The organism is Algoriphagus ornithinivorans, assembly GCF_900115305.1.
Classification (GTDB): Bacteria; Bacteroidota; Bacteroidia; order Cytophagales; family Cyclobacteriaceae; genus Algoriphagus; species Algoriphagus ornithinivorans.
In genome coordinates this window covers 330,250-347,364 of the sequence record NZ_FOVW01000001.1, presented here as the reverse complement: position 1 = coordinate 347,364, position 17,115 = coordinate 330,250, and the positions used below count along the sequence as shown (strand labels likewise).

Here is a 17,115-nt window from a genome sequence, read left to right as displayed (position 1 = left end):
TAAATTCCAAAAAATGGAAATTTCCACATATTGAAAAATACTTATTTAATTGATTTTCAATGTTTTATGTGTTTGGACAGGGTTTTGAAAAGATGTTGGCACAGCTAAAAACAATGACGATGAATACTTCGATGAAAAACAACCATACTCAATTAGGAATTAAAGCTCCCGGAAAACATGCTTATGCAATTGTGATCCCTTGTTATAATGAAGAGCAAAGATTTCCATTTGTAGAATTTGAAAAATTCGCAGAGAAGCACCCTGAGGTTTTGCTTTGCTTAGTAAATGATGGAAGTAAAGATAAAACCCTTGCAGTTTTGAGAGGGCTTCAAGTGACTTGCCCATCAAATGTTGCCGTTTTTGATATGCCACAAAATGGCGGTAAGTCAGAGGCAGTTAGACAGGGAATGCTGTATGTGCATGAAAATTATGCGGCGAAGCTTATTGGTTTTCTAGATGCTGACTTGGCTACCCTGCCTGATGAGTGGCTGCAGATGGCTAAGTATAAAGAGAACAATCCCAAATTCGGAGCAGTAGTTGGAAGTAGAATCCTAAGACTTGGAGCTGATATCAATCGGGATGACAGCAGATCATTTGCGAGCAGCATGATCAAGAAACTCATCAAAAAAATCTTGAGAGCTAACTTTCAGGATACCCAATGTGGCGCAAAGATCTTTCAGAGAAGCTTGGTTCCATTTTTATTTCAAAAGCAATTCAATACTCCATGGCTTTTTGATGTGGAGATTTTCTTAAGACTTCAGGAAAAATTCGGAAAAACCACTTTACAAAAAGGAGTTTTGGAATACCCGCTAATGCACTGGACTGAAATCGGAAACAGCAGACTCAAATTGAAGGATACCATTCGTATCCCCTTCCAATTGATGAAGCTCTATTATCAATATCAAATTAAGAGTAAGCCTAAAACAATGGCATTGGGAGTTCAAACTTCCAAAACTGCTATAAGCCTTAACTAAGAGATCACCCAAAAACCCTACATACCATGGAAAATTCAAGACAAAGCAATAATTATGTGGCCATTTTGGCTGGAGGAATAGGCTCTAAATTTTATCCTATGGGTAAAGAACATAAGCCTCAGCAGTTTCGCGATATTTTCAATACCGGAAAAACCTTATTACAGTCTACTTTTGAAAGATTTAGAGGTTTTATCCCCAAAGATCATATCTATATTGTCACCTCCCGTGAATATGTTTCGCTGGTTCAAGAGCAGCTTCCGAATTTGCCATTGGAAAATATCGTAGCAGAACCAGAAAGGAAGAACACCGCAGCCTCAGTTGCATACATTTCATTCAAACTGAAAAAACTTAATCCAAAAGCCAACCTGATCATTGCGCCTAGCGATCATTTGATCAGAGACCAAGAAATCTTTGTGGAGAGCTGTTTTAAAGCATTGGAATTCACAGAACAGCAAGATGCATTTGTCACGCTAGGAATAGAGCCTGATCATGCCAGCTCAGCTTATGGTTATATTAGAAGAGGCTATCAGAGAACTGAAGATGGAGTTTTTAAAGCCATACAATTCACTGAAAAGCCTGAAAAATCCCAAGCAGAGAAATTTCTAGAAGAAGATAATGTTTATTGGAACTCAGGAATTTTAATTGGCCGGGCAGCTGATTTGGCAGATGCCTTTTGGATACATGCCTCACATATTTATGATTTGTTCAGAGATGTATATGAATTCCTAAATACAGAAAAAGAGGCAGAGGTAATTGAATACGTCTACACCAACTGCAGAAGTATTTCCATTGATTACGCTCTCATGGAAAAAGCCAACAATGTATATATCATTCCCTCCAAATTTGAATGGAATGATCTCGGAACCTGGACACGCGCCTGGGAAAGTTACTCCCAGGAGAATTATGCATTTGCCTATCAGCTTCCAAAAAATTCCAAAAGCGATGCAGATGCAAAAAAGATGGAGATCGTAGAATTAGAAAATATGGTCATTATTGAAACTCCCGAAACAATCTTGGTTTGTAAAAAGGATTATTTGCGGAGTAAGAAAGATTATGCCATAAATGCAAAAGAAATCAAACGAGAACTTTATATTTAATTACTTCAAAAAACGAATGAATTCAAACGATCCTAGACTTTGGGAAGATTTCCTAGGGAAAAGGCTACTCTTAGTCGCCCTTTCTCTGGGACTCCTGACTCACGGAATCATCGTTTACTTCACCCTCCCCCAAACATATGATGCCTTTGTGCATATCTTTTTTGCAGACCACTATTCCCGGTTTTGGTTTGAACCCTGGGAATATCGTTGGTACACGGGTTTTCTTACCATCAGTTACCCTCCTTTAGTCCACCAGGCAGTTGCACTTTTAGGTAAACTATTCCCATTTAAAATCGCCTTTGCAATCTTTGCTATCATTGTCTATGAGGCCTTAATCATTGGGGTTTATCGCTTTACCAAAATTTTTTATGATAAAAAAACTGCCGGCGTAGCAGCAATTTTAGCTGTAATACTTAGCTCTTTGGTAGAGACACTTCATGTTTATGGCCAAGTGCCCACTTTAACCGGTTTAGCCCTTCTACTCAATGCTATTCCTTTCCTTTACCAGTATATCAAAAGCTCAGATCATCGCTTTTTGATCCTTTCCCTAGCCTTCATCGCGGTTGTTGTCAGTTCACATCATGTCACAGCCATATTCGGGATGGTGTTTTTTATCGCCCCAACTATGTTGATGGCACTGGTAGATTGGAAAAAAGGCCTCGCAGAAGAAGGCCTCTTCAAAAAATTCATCCCGCAGCTTTTGGTAGCTGCCTGGCAAAAAAAAGTAGAAATCCTTCTTTTTGGGATTATCGCTATTGTTTTGACCATCAGTTTGATATTTCCTTACTGGTATTGGAGTAGAACAGACCCTATCAGTCAGGTGTCCATACCTCATGGATCTCGTGATAATTTCCTGGAAGTAACTAGTTCCGGATTAGTATTCTATGTCATCCCTCTTCTATTAATTATCGCCTTATTACCTGCCATATCATTTTTGATAACTCGGCATAAAAGGCACTTGGGCTGGGCCGTTTCTTTTTTCCTTTGCTTACTTCTGGGAAGCGGGGGGACAACCCCTCTCCCTAAAATGATGCTGGGTGAAACAGCATTTAACATCCTAACACTAGATCGCTTTGGCTTCTGGGCTTCTATCATTGCCATACCTTATATGAGTCATTTTTTGGTCTCCTTTCTAGGCGGGCCAATCCGGGATTATTGGGTCAAAAAATTTGGGGAAACTTCCCATTTCCTATTATCCGGACTCAGTGGGTTTTCATATTTCCTCTTTATCATTTACATCTTTCATCTGGCGAGCTTTCGACCCCTTCAGCCGAATGAGGTGAAAATTGAACCCATTCTTAACTTCCTCAACCGAGATGACCACATGAGATGGAGGTATCTCACTTTAGGGTTTGGCGATCAAATGGCCTGGCTAAGTGCCAATACCCTTGCTGCCACGATTGATGGCAATTATCATTCAGCCAGAAGGCTACCCGAGATGACTACACGGGCGGTAGAGCGTTTAGAAAATGCTAAATACCTCTTTGAAGAGGGAATGGCCAGCTTAACCGATTTTCTGACTGACGCAGAAAAATACCAACTGAAGTATATCTTCAGCAATGATCAATATTATGATCCCTTACTTTTTTATACTGGTTGGAACCGAACTATCCGACTGGAAAATGGCATCATGGTTTGGGAAAAAGGCAACATATCCACCATCCAACCCATAAAGCCTAAAGAAATCCACCCTATGCTGAAAAAAGCTTGGGGAATTTTACCTTTAAGCACAGTATTCATAGCACTGATACTCACCTTCGTTTACCTCTTCCACTTTAAAAAGTCTCAGGAGGAGTTGGTTTCTCCTGAATCACCGGAAAGCTATCCCAAACCTATTATTTTCTTTTCCGCCTGGATGCCTTTTCTGATATTTTCAGGCTTTTTGACCTATTTGATCTATGAAATGCTTCTTATAGATACCAAAAAAGATCCCGAAACTACCATTTATTCCTATTACGAAAATTTAGATTTCCAGCGATTCGAAGAGGCTTTTTCCTACTTTAAAACAGGACCAGAATATAGCCTGGATCAATATTTATTAGAAAAATCAGTCAAAGACGGAGGCCTACTCCCCTCTTACGCAAAGCTCAATAGTTTGAAAATCGACACCTTGGAAATGGGAGAGGCTTATATCAAATATGAAGTTTGGAGCAGCTGGAGAACCTCACTGGGGCCAAGAGAACTCACGGAAGAGTTTAGGCTGGAAAAATCCGGCAAGCACTGGTTTATCATCCCTCCCAAATTGGACCTGGAAATCCCCGAAAATCAGGTCATATCCTATGATTACACGCTTTTCAAAAAAATGGGGAAAAGAGTCATTTCAGCCTTCCCAACTGTTAAAGACGATAGAATCAAAAAACCATTTGCAGCTTTTTACCAAGCCAATCTGATAGAAAAGGATGGTTTGCCAGCTTTGACTGGTGAATTGATCAATGCGGATAATAACCCAATTACCATTTCTCTGAAAGCCGAGGTCATTTTCCAAAACGACAGTATGGTGACTTTCTATCCCGAGCGGAAAATGCACTTCAATCAGGCACCAAAAGCCTTGACCTTTTACGAGATTCCGCTGGCAAAAAATGCTGCTGAAGTATATCCAATCAAAAGCATCACCCTGAAAGCAGAGACTGATGTCACAGAAAGAGGCTACATCCGGGGAGTGAGAACAGCCTTCGAGCTTGTCAATGAAAATTCTGAGTCCTATCAGTTGGAAATTGAAATAGAAAATCCATTGACTACAGAAATCACCATTCCTGGAGTATTGGTCTCAGAAAGAGATAGCTTGGGAAGAGTAATCCATGTAGAGCTTCAGACGCATCCAAGATCCATCCGGAGTGGACTTGGCACAAGTTTCCTTATCTCACTTCCAAAGAAAGCCGGAGTTAGCAAAGTGATTGAGAACATTCCGATTTTCCTTAAAATCAACGGGCAAGACCGATCTTTGGTAGAAAAGACCTGGAATAATACCGAAAGGATTCAAATCCTCCCACATTGCTATGTTTCACCTGAAATCTATCTGCAATGAAAAAGGCGCTTGGTATTTTTCTGCTTCTTCTGGTCTATTCTTGTCAGAGCCCTCCCATAGAAGAACCTCTATGGCTCAACCCCACGAAAGAATGGGCTGAGCAGGACGAGCCTTTAAAATTTCAGGTGGGCGACGGAGAGTGGAAAGTCAAAATTCAAACCAGTTCTCAACCTATTTTGACAGATTTTACTATTTCCAAAGGGGAGCTAACTATTCCCTATCCTACAGAAAAAGCCGTGGTAGAAGGAATGGCCTTTATTCTATTGGAGCAAACGGGAGCAAGTTTCTCCTACCCTATTACTCTTAAGGTAGATTCTGGAAACGGGAAGCTAGAAGATATCAGAAGTCCGAAAACAATCAATACTGACAGTAGCCTGGTTCAGCAACAACTTTTATACAGATTTGGCAAGGGAGGAAATTTAGTTCCCAATGATAGCGGTTTGGTATTTCAGGAAAATTACCTGCAGCAAACTCCTACTACAGGGACATTTCCCGGCGATTCCGATACTCAGCTTTCCAGCTTTTACATCGCAGCAGGAACGCCTAGCTCTATTCCTTTATCTATTCAATATGACGAAGTAGAAAATAAGTATAGGGTACAGGCAGGACCTCTCCAGGATATTTATGAAAATCAAACCCCGAATGGAACATTGCTTACCTTTTCGGTCAAGATCGATGAGAAGACTTGGATCATTGAAGAAGTTAGCAGAGAAGGATATGTACGCCTCCATTTAGATGCATCAAAATTTTCCGGTGGATTGATTCAGGCGAATATTGCCCAAGTGTTTTCTGAAACCCTTCAACTCAAGCAGCCATGACTAGATACATTTTCTTAAGTTTTTTTGCACTGGTGGCTGTCCTGTTGATTTCAATGGCCAGTATTCAAAGCTATCAAATGGAGCCCCCTTACTTCCTAAGATTTGACCAGATTACTTTCCAACATTCCGCAGAAATAGACATTGAGGTAGTTTCTACTTTCCCTCCCACAGAGGAGCAATTAAAGGTGTTTGAGGAGGATTATTTAGCGATCTGGGCCCATCTGAATTATATTCATTATACCAATGATTTGAAGCCCGGGAAAGATAGATTTACTGAAAGATTTTATGAAAATCTAGCAGAATCCTACACTGAACCAATCAAAGGAGCAGTAGAACGAAATGACATTAGCCATGAGGTCTTTGTACAAAATTGGTCCCGAGATGGCTTGGCCTGTCATGTGATTGATTCTGCGGCTGTCTTGAATTATAAACTTCCATCCGGTGACAGCCTTCAAACTCAAGCCATCATCGCAATGGCTCTATACTTTCAGGGAGATAACTGGAGACTGGATGCCATGAAAATTATCGAAGAAAAACCATTAAAACCCTAAGCTATGAAACTTGCCTTTATCACTCCTTACCCACCCAGCCAGGTCACACTGAATGAATATGGGTATCATTTAACCAGAAGCTTTTTAGGGAAAAAGGGGATGGAGAAAATCTATATTCTCACTGACCATCTGGAGGACAATTCTCAATATTCAAGATATGATGAAGAAGGCTTGGATATTATTCCTTGTTGGAAATTTAATAGCTGGTTCACAGTGCTTGACCTCCGCAAAAAATTAAAAGAGCTCAAGCCCGACGCTGTTGTTCTCAACTTGCAGTTTATGACTTTTGGCTCAGGGAAAATTCCTGCAGCATTAGGCCTATTAACTCCATGGATGTGTAAACTCCTGGGAATTCCCTCTATCGTGATCCTTCATAATATTACCGAGACTGTCAAATTGGATACAATCGGAATGGCGGATAGCAAATTCAAGGGGAAATTATTCCTTTGGATTGGGGAGCAATTGACCAAATTCATATTAAAAGCAGATTTGGTAGGCGTAACCATATCTCAATACGTGACCATTTTAAAAGAAAAGTACAAAGCACAGAATGTGGTGCTTCTGCCTCATGGAAACTTTGAACTTCCCGAAAGAAATTATCTAGCCGAAAATCTCACAGAAATCAATCTGATGGCTTTCGGAAAGTTTGGTACTTACAAAAAAGCTGAGGTAATGATAGACGCCATGGAAATCCTTCAAAAAAAGTATCTAAACCTTAAGTTCAAATCAACGGTCGCCGGAACAGATAACCCCAATGTCAAGGGTTATATAGACAGCTTAAAAACCAAATATTCCCATCTTCAAAATGTGGAATATACGGGTTACATCCCTGAAGAAATGGTCTCAAAAATATTTTGGGACAGCACCTTTGTTATATTCCCTTATACCACGACAACGGGAAGCTCCGGCATTTTGCACCAAGCAGGAAGCTATGGTCGTGCCTGCATACTTCCAAAAATCGATGATTTGGAAAGAGTGGTAGAAGAAGAAGGATACGGAGGAGCATATTTTGAACCTGAGAATGCAGAAAGCTTAGCCAATGCAGTTAGTAGCTTGATTGATGACCCGGAAGAAAGAAAGAAAATTGAAGATCAGAACTTCAAAGCCGCAAAAGGCCTGCCTATGAATGAGCTGGCCCAATGGTATCTCAGTCATATCAATCAACTTCTAAGCAAAAAGTCATGAAGCTTTCTCTAAGCAGAGGAATTGAAGGTTTCCTTCAGTTCTTCTATCCAATTTTTAAAAAATGGTTGGCTTATGATGTGTATGCTTATCTCGCAGTTGGCGCTATCAATACAGCACTGAATATCTTCCTGTTTGCTGTTTTGTATGAGTTTATATTGCCCAAAAGTGGATTAGATATTGGGTCTTATAACATTGCCTCTTATACCTTAGCTTTGATTATTTCATTCTTTGCGACTATCCCCACCGGCTTTTGGCTCAGTAAAAACTTTGCTTTTAAATCCGTAGATGTTGGCAAGAAAAAAACGGGTAAGCAACTCTTCAAATATGTACTTGTCGTCTCTCAAGGTTTAGGAAGTGACTACCTTATTTTAAAAGGATTAATAGTTTTTTTCTCCATGGAACCGACTGTTGCCAAAATTATTTCTACCGTCATTGTATTGACGGTCAACTTCCTGCTGCAGAAGTATTTTACTTTTAAAAAATCCTGATACTTTCCAATAATTGGAATTACTAGATTATTTTTCCAAATTTAGGAATATACTTATTTTTTAATGTATTGATTTTCAGGTATTTATGAATTGGACTTATAATTGAAAAGACTTTGGCACGAGAAACACCAAAGTCATGATCAAAAATATACTTTCATTCCTTCGCTTCTTATTGATCTACACGATATTAACGAGCTTGAGCTATTATGCCATTGCTCAGGAAGTAGATAACAAAAGATGTCCTACACTTTACAAAAGGAATAATGGAAACGGCCAAAGGATCACCGAATTTGCACCAAACATCAGTCCGGTAAGTATCTATTACCTGAGCGCATTGACAAAAAGCTATCAGGGTACCTTCACATTTGGATGGGAAGCTCCCATTGTTTTTCCTCCGGTTGTAACCAAAATCTGGATCACAGATGAGCTTGGAAATTCTAGCCTCAATTGGTCATTTGGAAATAACTCAACTGGAAGTCCATTTAATCCCCCAGGGATTCCAGTTGGAAATGAGGTTTCTTATAATTTCCACAATAACAATCTCCCAACTGCTGGAATTATTACTGTTGAGTTCTCTGATCCCAATGATGATTTACCTATATGCGTTTGTTCCTATCCTCTTACTAACGGAGGCTCAACTGACGTGATGTTGATAGAGGAGCAAAATTTCCGGGTAAGCTCCGGAAGCGAGGGCGGATTAGAAAGTAAAAGTTTGGGTTCAGCCGTAGTGAAACAAATTTTTAAGCGGTATTCAGATGGAAACACTGCTTTGGACTATAGAAAAAAAGAATCAGTAAAGGCTTATAAAAATGCCAGAACGACTGGTTTGGAACTTGATTCATTTATTCCTGAAGAAGAATCATTGGGTTCAGAATTTACAGGATATGTGACTAGTCCCACAGAACTTATTTCTATTACAAATGCTGAAAACGTAGTTTCAGTGGATTTTCTAAATCAAGGAAAGAATCTGGCAACCTTCTTTGCCACTCAAACCTCGGGTCAAGTGTATGAGCATTCAAAATATGTTTGTGATCGATTAAAAGGAGCTGAAATCCTAAGTATCGACAGCATTGAAGTTGAGGGTTACTATTTAATCCGAAGTCTTCTAAAACCTGTAGTAGGTTTGAAAGAATACGCGATTTCCTTTTCAGTAGGAACGAAAGAAAATAGTCAGGATTTTCATCTCCAATCTGCTTGGCTATTGGATGAATATTTACCTGAGGAAACATTCTATAATTTTCAGTTCTGGAGTGCAGACGGAAAGGTTTTAGAGGCCATGGTCAAGGATGTAATCCATCAATTTGAAGGAATGGGCAAGCTTACTCAAACAGTAGCTAAAACCCAGCCCGGAATCTTTGTTTCTAAAACAAAAAGAAAAACAGAGGACCCAAGTAAAGTAGAATTAACCGTTTGGAACAGAACATTTGAAACTTCTGCCACTATTCAGGTGACTGCCAAAGCCAATGAAGTTTCAGAGAGCCCGCTAGTTAGTAACCTACCCATCAATCTAGAGCCCATGAGTGTTTCTACTGTGGAGATTGATGCCAGGGACTATGCTGAATTAGCAATTGATTTATTGGATCAAAATTCCAAAAAAGACTACCTCTATCAAAGCGATGGAATCTGGTCTTATTACATTCCGGAAGAGGGACAGGTAAGCAGCTATCAGGTAAACAATGATCCGAATATTCAATTTGGAGAAGATGAGCGTCCAGTTTGGAGAAATGTATCCTTCAGTGCCAATGGAACCGATTATGCTACTGTTTACAAAACCATGGAAGGTGGTGGTGTCCCTGCAGATCTTAGCTCCTATTCATATTTGAATTTCAAAGCTTCAGGAACAGGAAAATTAACAATCAGACTGATCAAAAAGTCTGTAGAGAAATTCGAGTCGCATTACACTTATTCGGTAGACTTAAATTCAGAGATGAATACTTTCAGCTTACCCATAGAGGGATTTCGATCCAGTGAATTTTCGGAATCAGCAAATCTCAAAGACCTTGTGATTGTGTCTTTTACTGCTGAAAACAAGGGTATTGTAGAAGTGAACTTAAGCGGAATTCGATTTTCAAATCAAAAAGAAATTACCCTAGCTGCCAATCAAAAAGCATTGGTTTATCCTAATCCATTCCAAGGTCAAACAAACGTAATGTTTGACTCCAAGTTTGGCGGAGAAATGCAGTTAGGTGTTTACAGCTTGGACTCAGGGAAGCTGATGTTTAGCCAAATCATTGAAACCAAGGCAGGATCCAATCAACAGGAATTGGTTTTGGGACCGGCAATGAAGGAAGGACTATATGTGTTGAAGTTATCCTCCACATTGGAAATGATTACGGCTAAACTCCTGGTTCAATAAAAAAGAATGGACGCCCTTTCATCGTCGGGTGTCCTTCTTTTTCAATCGGAAGAGGTTCTTTACAGAACCTCTTTTTTATTTGTTCCTTGATTATGGGATATCGAACAATTTTGTGTTCGATTTTGAAACATCCAGTTAAGAATTAATCAACATAATTAGATGAAATTCAATACATTAAGATAAAAGGCACTTTCCTTGATAGAATAAAAGTATGCTCAACTTTCTACTTTGGTTAATCTTGCTTGTCCTATGCTGGCCTATTGCGATCATAGCTTTAATTCTCTACCCATTTGTCTGGTTGCTTTTGCTTCCATTCAAACTGCTGGGACTTGCCATAGATATTTCATTTGACTTTGTCCGAGGCATTTTTATGCTTCCATTTCGACTCTTGGGAGTGAAATAATAGATTATTCCATCTCCGACTTTCTATTTTCCAACAATTGCTTAGTCACCTCCTTATTTCCCCCACCAAACTGTTGGGTCTTTTCCAGGTGATCCAAGTATTCATTCAGATATCGCTGAGAAATCTCAGAGTTATCTCCATATTTTTTTCAAATTGATCTAATGATGGATCAAACGCAAACCCATCTCAGTTGATAAAAAAATGTATTATCAACTCTTTTAGTAAGAAAAACCTTTGAAGGTTGAGAATTGGAGATGAAAAAAATGTACAAACTAATGATTGAAAGCATTGTCCATCCGAAAAACATCCTTCGAATTGAAAACAAATTCCTAAAAACTTAAAGTATAAGACAACCCAACTTATAACAAGTTGAGTTTTAATTTTAAGCTATTAGATCAAAAATCCCTTTTTCTAAAAATCCGAGTAGCAAGATAATTCGGAACAAGCATCCATATCAACAATGCAAATGTGGCAATAAAAATGCCTGATCCACTGGAAAAGAACTGTTGGAAAAATGCCCCTGTATAACCCATTAAGGCCGAAATATCCAACTGCATCAACATGAGTATTCTTCCCAGGTCAACAGGATTTAACATAACCAATGCCAAGGTGGCTTTTTCCAGAGGATAATCGGCAAAACTGTAAATGATGTACAAGACTAAACCATCATAGACCAAGGAAAAGTAAATCCACAGTGCCAAACTTATACCGATGGCTTTGGCTTTGTCCCTAGTAAGTACGCTCGCCAAAAATGCAAATCCTGCAAAGACTGAGCTTAGCACTACTCCAACAACCAGTAGCGTGATTAAGCTGCTATCAGCGCCCCAAAGTAGCATAGGAAGTCCAAATCCTAGCAAAATAGATAAACTCAACATAATCACAACGGCCAGGAGTTGGCTGAGAAACACATGAATCCGCTTTACCGGCTGAGCCAGCATTAATTCGATAAACTCCAGATTATTGTAAAAATGGGTAGTAGCAAAAACCGCCGAAATCAACGGAATAAATAAGATCATGATGTTCATCAGACTCAGAGAGACTTTGCTCAGATCGTCCGAAACCTGATAGATCGAAATCGCCACCAGAGCCAAAAACACAGTATAAATGATGGCAAAGCGTGATTTCAGAATATCGTATAGCGCGTATTTGAGTAACTTAAACATGATTCAGTATCGTTTTTTTTGACTTCTTTTTCAGGGTCCACTCCATCAGCTTGGCAATGGCAGGAGAAAACTTGCACTCTCCGGTGATTTCCTTTAGCTCTTCGATGGTGTTGGAGAAAAACACCTCCCCTTCATAAATGTAAATCGCACGGTTGGTCAGCTCCTCCAAATCACTAAGGATATGGGAAGTAATCAGGATCAGCTTTCCGCGGGCCCGTTCCTTTTTGATTTTGGTCTTAAGCAGTTCCACCGCGATAGGATCTAGTCCAGCGGTAGGCTCATCCAGGATGAGAATGCTTGGGTGGAAAAGAAAAGCCAAGGCTGCAGAGACTTTTTGTCGAGTACCGCCCGAAAGAGTCCCCATTGCTTTATTTTTCATTTCCTCCAAGCCAAAGGCCTCCACAAGTTCCAAATCGTAATTTTTGATCTCAGGACGCATGTCTTTCATCATGGAAAATAGCTGCCCGATTTTTATGTTGGCTGGATAGTGCCCGATCTGAGGCATGTACCCAATCTGCTTTCGGTAGGATACATCCCCTTTGATGGACTGACTTCCTACGGTAATATCCCCACTGTCAGGAATCACCATACCGAGGATGGTTTTAATCAGTGTCGTTTTGCCGGAACCATTTGGCCCCATAAGTGCATAGCTATTGCCAAGCTCAAATTCTAGATTGAAGTCATTGAGCACTTGCAGTTTGCCAAATTTTTTGGATATGTTATGTACCGAAATCATAGGGTCTCATTTTGGGTGAATGATCAATCATTTCATCTGGGGTCATGGTAGGAAGGATTTTTTCCATCCTATCTAATAAGGTCACCAGAAAACTCCTCCAAAGCATAACTGATGCAGGAATTTTTTCCACAATCACACTATAAAGATTAATAGGACGAAAAGGCACATCACCGATTCTGTCTCGATTGAGATCATAACCTTCGTATTTGTCCCAGTAGTTTTCATTAAGTTGGTTGAGTACTAAGTTGCCATTCGTACTGATATCAAAGGTGTTTCTTGTGAAGTTGTTGGCTTGGAATAGATTTTGGTCACAGCTCGCCATCAGCTTGAGTGCCCAACCGTTTTCTTTGAAAGTATTTTCTTTAAAATCGATTCGACTGCTGCCTTCCATGTAGATCCCAACTGTGTTTTTCAGAAAGACATTGCCGATCACTTTGCTGTCTGATATATCTTTCAACAAAATTCCATAGGCACTGCTTCCCCAGTTTTCTTCAAATCGGTTTTCCTGCATTGTGACGTTTTTAGTATACATGACCGCAACACCGGCTCCATTTCTTTTGAAGGTGTTTTTCAGATAGGTATTGTCATGAGCAAACATAAAGTGAAGCCCATAGCGCATATTGCCTTGGATGAAGTTTTCCTTTGCTAGAGTATTGGTCACAAACTCGAGGTAAATACCATCTCGATGACCAGAGACCTCATTTTTCTCTATCAGGCTGTCCTTGCATTTCCAGAGATGAATACCGTTTCCTACTTCAAATTCCCGACTGGCCGATGCATTCACTTTATTTTTTCGGATGGTCAGATTTGAGGAGTTGGAAAAGTGTAATCCAAAAAAAGTATCCACCAAAATATTATTTTCAATGACGCAATTTTTGGAATCGAAGAACTTGATTGCCGCAGAGTCGTCCATGTTGGATTTCCCGGTTCGGATAAATTTCAGGCCCCGAATCAGTACATTTTCGGAAGCTACCAGAAAAATATTGCCTTTATTCTCACCGTCCATGACCGGGTGATTATTTCCGATTAAACTCAAAGGCTTTCGTATTTTCACTGCCGAAGCTTGATAGGTTCCGGGGGAGAAAATCAAAGTATCCCCTGCAGCTGAGCGATCTACCGCAGCTTGAATGGATTGTCCGGGCTTGAGAATGATCTTGCCTGCCTCTGCATGGATGGCGTACAGGCACAAAATCAAAATAAATGGAAAGATTCGGTTCATAGCTTTTCTGAGTTTGAGCATCACTTAAATTGAGTGGTTAATTCTCCCCAGGCGAGGTACACCCCACCATTTTTGACTTTATATTCTTTTAATAATTGGTAGTCCGGGAAAGCAACCACTTCAGAAGCCATGGGAGTTTTAAATTCGGGAGATTTGAGGTAATGGGCGAAATTGGCATCCAGTAAGGTGCCTGGATTCAGGTAGTCCATAACGAGTATATGTTTAAACACCTGGCCTTTTCCCTCCTCAGAATCCATATAGCCAAGCATACAGTTGACATCGTCGAAAATGAATATTTTCCCTTTTTCTGTAACCAATTCTGCCCCAAACTTTGGATCCATCAGGGTCATTTTGCAATGGTGACAAGCGTCCTGCCCTAGTACAATCGGACGCGGGTCTGCATTGCAAGCCATCAGTATCAGAATTGGGATCAGAGCAATCAATATTCGTTTCATGATCAGTTGGGTTAAATGAAAGTTTTTAATTCAGCAGGTGGATGAGGTTTATTTTCCTTTCCAATCCAGGTAAACAGCCAATACCAAGAGGCCCATTCCTCCTATCAATATCCAGCTACCGGTATCAGGACCGGAATACGCCAAGAAGTTTAGAAGTTGTTTATAACCAATTAGAGGTGGCTGGTAGCTCATTCCCTCTACTTTGATAGCTGCCTTTGGGTCAAGCTCATGGCCATACTCATAGCCCCAGAGGTACATATCCACCAGAATAGCAATACCAAAGGCGGAAAGAAGCCCCAGAAAGGAGTAAATCGACCATCTTTTTCCCACTAAGAAAAAGATCAGACCTAGTCCGATCATCGCACCAATCACATACTTTAGGTAAGTGAATTCAGGAAACATCTCTACCCCGATATGCTTCATTCCGATGTAGTGGTTGACGCCATTGATCTGGTCCACATTACCACTAAGCTGGTCGATCCAAATCTTCATATTCAGACCCTCAGGATATTGAGGAGCCCAGAGGCTAATCTGCCAAAGTGGAGTGAAATACGCAGGAATCAAAGTCAATACCGCCAGTAAAAGCAATATCCGATTGGTGAGGCTAAGGGATTTCATAATCAATTTGTGAAAATCGCCGGTGGAATCTCCACCGGCGAAAGTGGATAGTTTTATTCAGAGTCTCCGGTGGAGTATTTCAGCGAGACATTCGACCCTTTAGGCGAAACTCTCAGATAGCCTTGCATCTCTTGGTGAAGTGCAGAACAGAAGTCGGTACAGTAGAATGGGAACACCCCTACGCGATCGGGTATCCATTTCAGCGTAGAAGTCTCTCCCGGCATAATCAAGAGCTCCGCAGTATTGGCTCCTTTGATTGCAAATCCGTGAGGCACATCCCAGTCTTGCTCCAAGTTGGTGACATGGAAGTAAACCTCATCCCCTACCTGTACCCCTTCGATATTATCAGGTCGGAAGTTGGATCGGATGGAAGTCATATACACGTGTACCTGATTGCCTTTTCGCTCCACTCGGGCGTCATTAATTCCTTTGAGGGCATAAGGGCTGTGATTTTTTTCGATGGGATAGAATTTCACCTGACGGTCTTTGATCAAAGAGGCAGGAAAGGCTTCTGCATAGTGAGGCTCACCAATGGTTGGAAAGTCGAGAAGCAACTGCATTTTATCTCCCGAGATATCGTAGAGCTGAGCTGAATGGGCCAGTTCGGGACCTGTAGGTAGGTATCTGTCTTTGGTGATTTTGTTGTAAGCCACCAGATACTTACCATGAGGTTTTCCGGTAGGTCCTCCTGGGATACTCAAGTGACCTACTGAATAATAGGTAGGCGCTCTATCCAGCACTTCAAGGGTTTCGATATTCCATTTCACGATCTCTGAGGACACAAACATGGATGTGTAGGCATTTCCTTTTCCATCAAATTCCGTGTGCAAAGGACCTAAACCTGGTTTTTGGACTTCGCCATGTAGTACTGATTCATATTTCAAAACCGGCATGCCCTGGATATCTCCTTCAAAATCTTTCTTTTCGATTGCGGCCAGCATTTTGGTGAATGAGAAAACTGGAATGATCGCTGCCAACTTACCTGAACCGATGATGTATTCTCCAGTTGGGTCGGTATCAGTACCATGTGGAGACTTTGGACATGGGATGAAATAAACAATGTCTTTCAACACAGTTGGGTCCAAAGTTAACACCTCCTCCATCATCGTGGAGGTAGCAGAATGGGTTTCCTCATTCCATTTGTTATGTGCATACCTTGCTTTTTTCTTGGTCCCTTTTCCCGCCTTCACATATTCTTCTGCTTTTTTCCAGTTGACCGCCATGATAAAGTCCTTATCCTTTTGAGAAGCATTCACTTCCAAAAGCGTATGGGCCATTTCGGTATTGTAGGTGGAGAAGAAGAACCACCCATGAGATTTATTTTTACCGGCTCGGGCCAAGTCAAAATTGAAAGGAGGTGCTTCAATCTGGAATGAAAGATTCATTTCTCCTGTCTCCTGATTCACCCCGATAAAGGATATATACCCTTTGAAGTTCTCCTTGTAGGAGTCAATGGACACGTCCTGATTATCCCCAACGGGCACAGAGAAACGAGTACCTGCCACTACATACTCGGTGTTTTGAGTAATAAACGGAGATGAGTGATTACCCGCAGAATTAGGGATTTCTATGATCTCCACCGTCTTGAAGCTGTTCAAATCTACCCTTGCAATCCGAGGGGTATTGTTTGCATTTCCAAATGCCCATCTAGCATCATGTTCTGCATTGGTGGTAGAAATAGCGATGTGGTGCAAATCATCCCAGGGTACGAATCCCAGAGAGGTGTTGAGCATGGGCTTGGATTGTTCCGAATATCCCCAGCCGTTTTCCGGGTGAACGGAAAAAACAGGGAGGATTTTCAATACCCGACCGGAGGGAAGACCTACGACGGACATTTGACCATTAAAACCACCAGAGACAATGTTGTAAAACTCATCATGCTGTCCTGGCGCTACATAGACCTTAGCAGCCGCATCACCTGTGATGGCACTTTGGGCTCCTTTGGGCTTACATCCGGGCGCTATTGCTGCCGCAATCAGACCTGCAGCAAGTAGCCATTTGTTTGTTTTCATTTGGATTTTAGTTTA

General features: G+C 40.8%; 14 protein-coding genes. 8 read left to right on the top strand and 6 right to left on the bottom strand.

The features are described 5' to 3' along the window. Positions 1-59 precede the first annotated feature (59 nt). From BM073_RS01510 to BM073_RS01475, 8 genes are all read left to right on the top strand, one after another. The gene (locus BM073_RS01510) at positions 60-974 is read left to right on the top strand and encodes a glycosyltransferase (protein WP_091649299.1); all 915 of its coding nucleotides are present in this window, start codon (positions 60-62) and stop codon (positions 972-974) included. 26 nt (positions 975-1,000) lie between these two features. Next, positions 1,001-2,071, top strand: coding sequence for a mannose-1-phosphate guanylyltransferase (locus tag BM073_RS01505; protein WP_091649296.1), 1,071 nt, complete (start codon positions 1,001-1,003; stop codon positions 2,069-2,071). 16 nt (positions 2,072-2,087) lie between these two features. Beyond that, the gene (locus BM073_RS01500; protein ID WP_091649702.1) at positions 2,088-5,096 is read left to right on the top strand and encodes a putative glycosyltransferase family protein; all 3,009 of its coding nucleotides are present in this window, start codon (positions 2,088-2,090) and stop codon (positions 5,094-5,096) included. After that, positions 5,093-5,914, top strand: coding sequence for a hypothetical protein (locus BM073_RS01495; RefSeq protein ID WP_091649291.1), 822 nt, complete (start codon positions 5,093-5,095; stop codon positions 5,912-5,914). Before BM073_RS01500 ends, BM073_RS01495 begins: the two co-directional genes overlap by 4 nt. Continuing rightward, entirely contained in the window at positions 5,911-6,465 is a 555-nt protein-coding gene (locus BM073_RS01490; protein WP_091649289.1) for a hypothetical protein, read from the top strand. Before BM073_RS01495 ends, BM073_RS01490 begins: the two co-directional genes overlap by 4 nt. Before the next feature lie 3 nt (positions 6,466-6,468). Further along, entirely contained in the window at positions 6,469-7,650 is a 1,182-nt protein-coding gene (locus BM073_RS01485; RefSeq protein ID WP_091649287.1) for a glycosyltransferase, read from the top strand. Next, a complete protein-coding gene (locus tag BM073_RS01480; RefSeq protein WP_091649285.1) occupies positions 7,647-8,138 on the top strand; it encodes a GtrA family protein in 492 nt (163 codons plus the stop codon). Before BM073_RS01485 ends, BM073_RS01480 begins: the two co-directional genes overlap by 4 nt. 136 nt (positions 8,139-8,274) lie before the next feature. Beyond that, complete coding sequence (locus BM073_RS01475; RefSeq protein ID WP_091649282.1) at positions 8,275-10,494, top strand: T9SS type A sorting domain-containing protein; 2,220 nt, start codon at positions 8,275-8,277, stop codon at positions 10,492-10,494. A 798-nt stretch (positions 10,495-11,292) separates the two neighbouring features. Here BM073_RS01475 and BM073_RS01465 read toward each other — a convergent pair. From BM073_RS01465 to nosZ, 6 genes are read right to left on the bottom strand one after another with little or no spacing between them, the layout of a single operon-like run. After that, positions 11,293-12,060: an ABC transporter permease subunit gene (locus BM073_RS01465; protein ID WP_091649275.1), complete on the bottom strand. Its 768-nt coding sequence runs from the start codon at positions 12,058-12,060 to the stop codon at positions 11,293-11,295. Beyond that, positions 12,053-12,796, bottom strand: coding sequence for an ABC transporter ATP-binding protein (locus BM073_RS01460; protein WP_091649271.1), 744 nt, complete (start codon positions 12,794-12,796; stop codon positions 12,053-12,055). Before BM073_RS01460 ends, BM073_RS01465 begins: the two co-directional genes overlap by 8 nt. Next, entirely contained in the window at positions 12,780-14,015 is a 1,236-nt protein-coding gene (locus tag BM073_RS01455) for a nitrous oxide reductase family maturation protein NosD (protein WP_091649698.1), read from the bottom strand. The genes BM073_RS01460 and BM073_RS01455 overlap by 17 nt, the downstream gene beginning before the upstream one ends. A 20-nt stretch (positions 14,016-14,035) precedes the next feature. Next, entirely contained in the window at positions 14,036-14,470 is a 435-nt protein-coding gene (locus BM073_RS01450; RefSeq protein ID WP_091649268.1) for a nitrous oxide reductase accessory protein NosL, read from the bottom strand. Between the two features lie 48 nt (positions 14,471-14,518). Continuing rightward, positions 14,519-15,088, bottom strand: coding sequence for a hypothetical protein (locus BM073_RS01445; RefSeq protein ID WP_091649265.1), 570 nt, complete (start codon positions 15,086-15,088; stop codon positions 14,519-14,521). 53 nt (positions 15,089-15,141) lie between these two features. After that, entirely contained in the window at positions 15,142-17,100 is a 1,959-nt protein-coding gene (nosZ, locus tag BM073_RS01440) for a Sec-dependent nitrous-oxide reductase (protein WP_091649262.1), read from the bottom strand. Between the last annotated feature and the right edge of the window lie 15 nt (positions 17,101-17,115).

Excerpts from the sequence above, each read along its gene's own strand:
- BM073_RS01510 (WP_091649299.1), top strand. The coding sequence starts at position 60 with ATGTTTTATGTGTTTGGACAGGGTTTTGAAAAGATGTTGGCACAGCTA.
- BM073_RS01505 (WP_091649296.1), top strand. The coding sequence starts at position 1,001 with ATGGAAAATTCAAGACAAAGCAATAATTATGTGGCCATTTTGGCTGGA.
- BM073_RS01500 (WP_091649702.1), top strand. The coding sequence starts at position 2,088 with ATGAATTCAAACGATCCTAGACTTTGGGAAGATTTCCTAGGGAAAAGG.
- BM073_RS01495 (WP_091649291.1), top strand. The coding sequence starts at position 5,093 with ATGAAAAAGGCGCTTGGTATTTTTCTGCTTCTTCTGGTCTATTCTTGT.
- BM073_RS01490 (WP_091649289.1), top strand. The coding sequence starts at position 5,911 with ATGACTAGATACATTTTCTTAAGTTTTTTTGCACTGGTGGCTGTCCTG.
- BM073_RS01485 (WP_091649287.1), top strand. The coding sequence starts at position 6,469 with ATGAAACTTGCCTTTATCACTCCTTACCCACCCAGCCAGGTCACACTG.
- BM073_RS01480 (WP_091649285.1), top strand. The coding sequence starts at position 7,647 with ATGAAGCTTTCTCTAAGCAGAGGAATTGAAGGTTTCCTTCAGTTCTTC.
- BM073_RS01475 (WP_091649282.1), top strand. The coding sequence starts at position 8,275 with ATGATCAAAAATATACTTTCATTCCTTCGCTTCTTATTGATCTACACG.
- BM073_RS01465 (WP_091649275.1), bottom strand. The coding sequence starts at position 12,060 with ATGTTTAAGTTACTCAAATACGCGCTATACGATATTCTGAAATCACGC.
- BM073_RS01460 (WP_091649271.1), bottom strand. The coding sequence starts at position 12,796 with ATGATTTCGGTACATAACATATCCAAAAAATTTGGCAAACTGCAAGTG.
- BM073_RS01455 (WP_091649698.1), bottom strand. The coding sequence starts at position 14,015 with ATGAACCGAATCTTTCCATTTATTTTGATTTTGTGCCTGTACGCCATC.
- BM073_RS01450 (WP_091649268.1), bottom strand. The coding sequence starts at position 14,470 with ATGAAACGAATATTGATTGCTCTGATCCCAATTCTGATACTGATGGCT.
- BM073_RS01445 (WP_091649265.1), bottom strand. The coding sequence starts at position 15,088 with ATGAAATCCCTTAGCCTCACCAATCGGATATTGCTTTTACTGGCGGTA.
- nosZ (WP_091649262.1), bottom strand. The coding sequence starts at position 17,100 with ATGAAAACAAACAAATGGCTACTTGCTGCAGGTCTGATTGCGGCAGCA.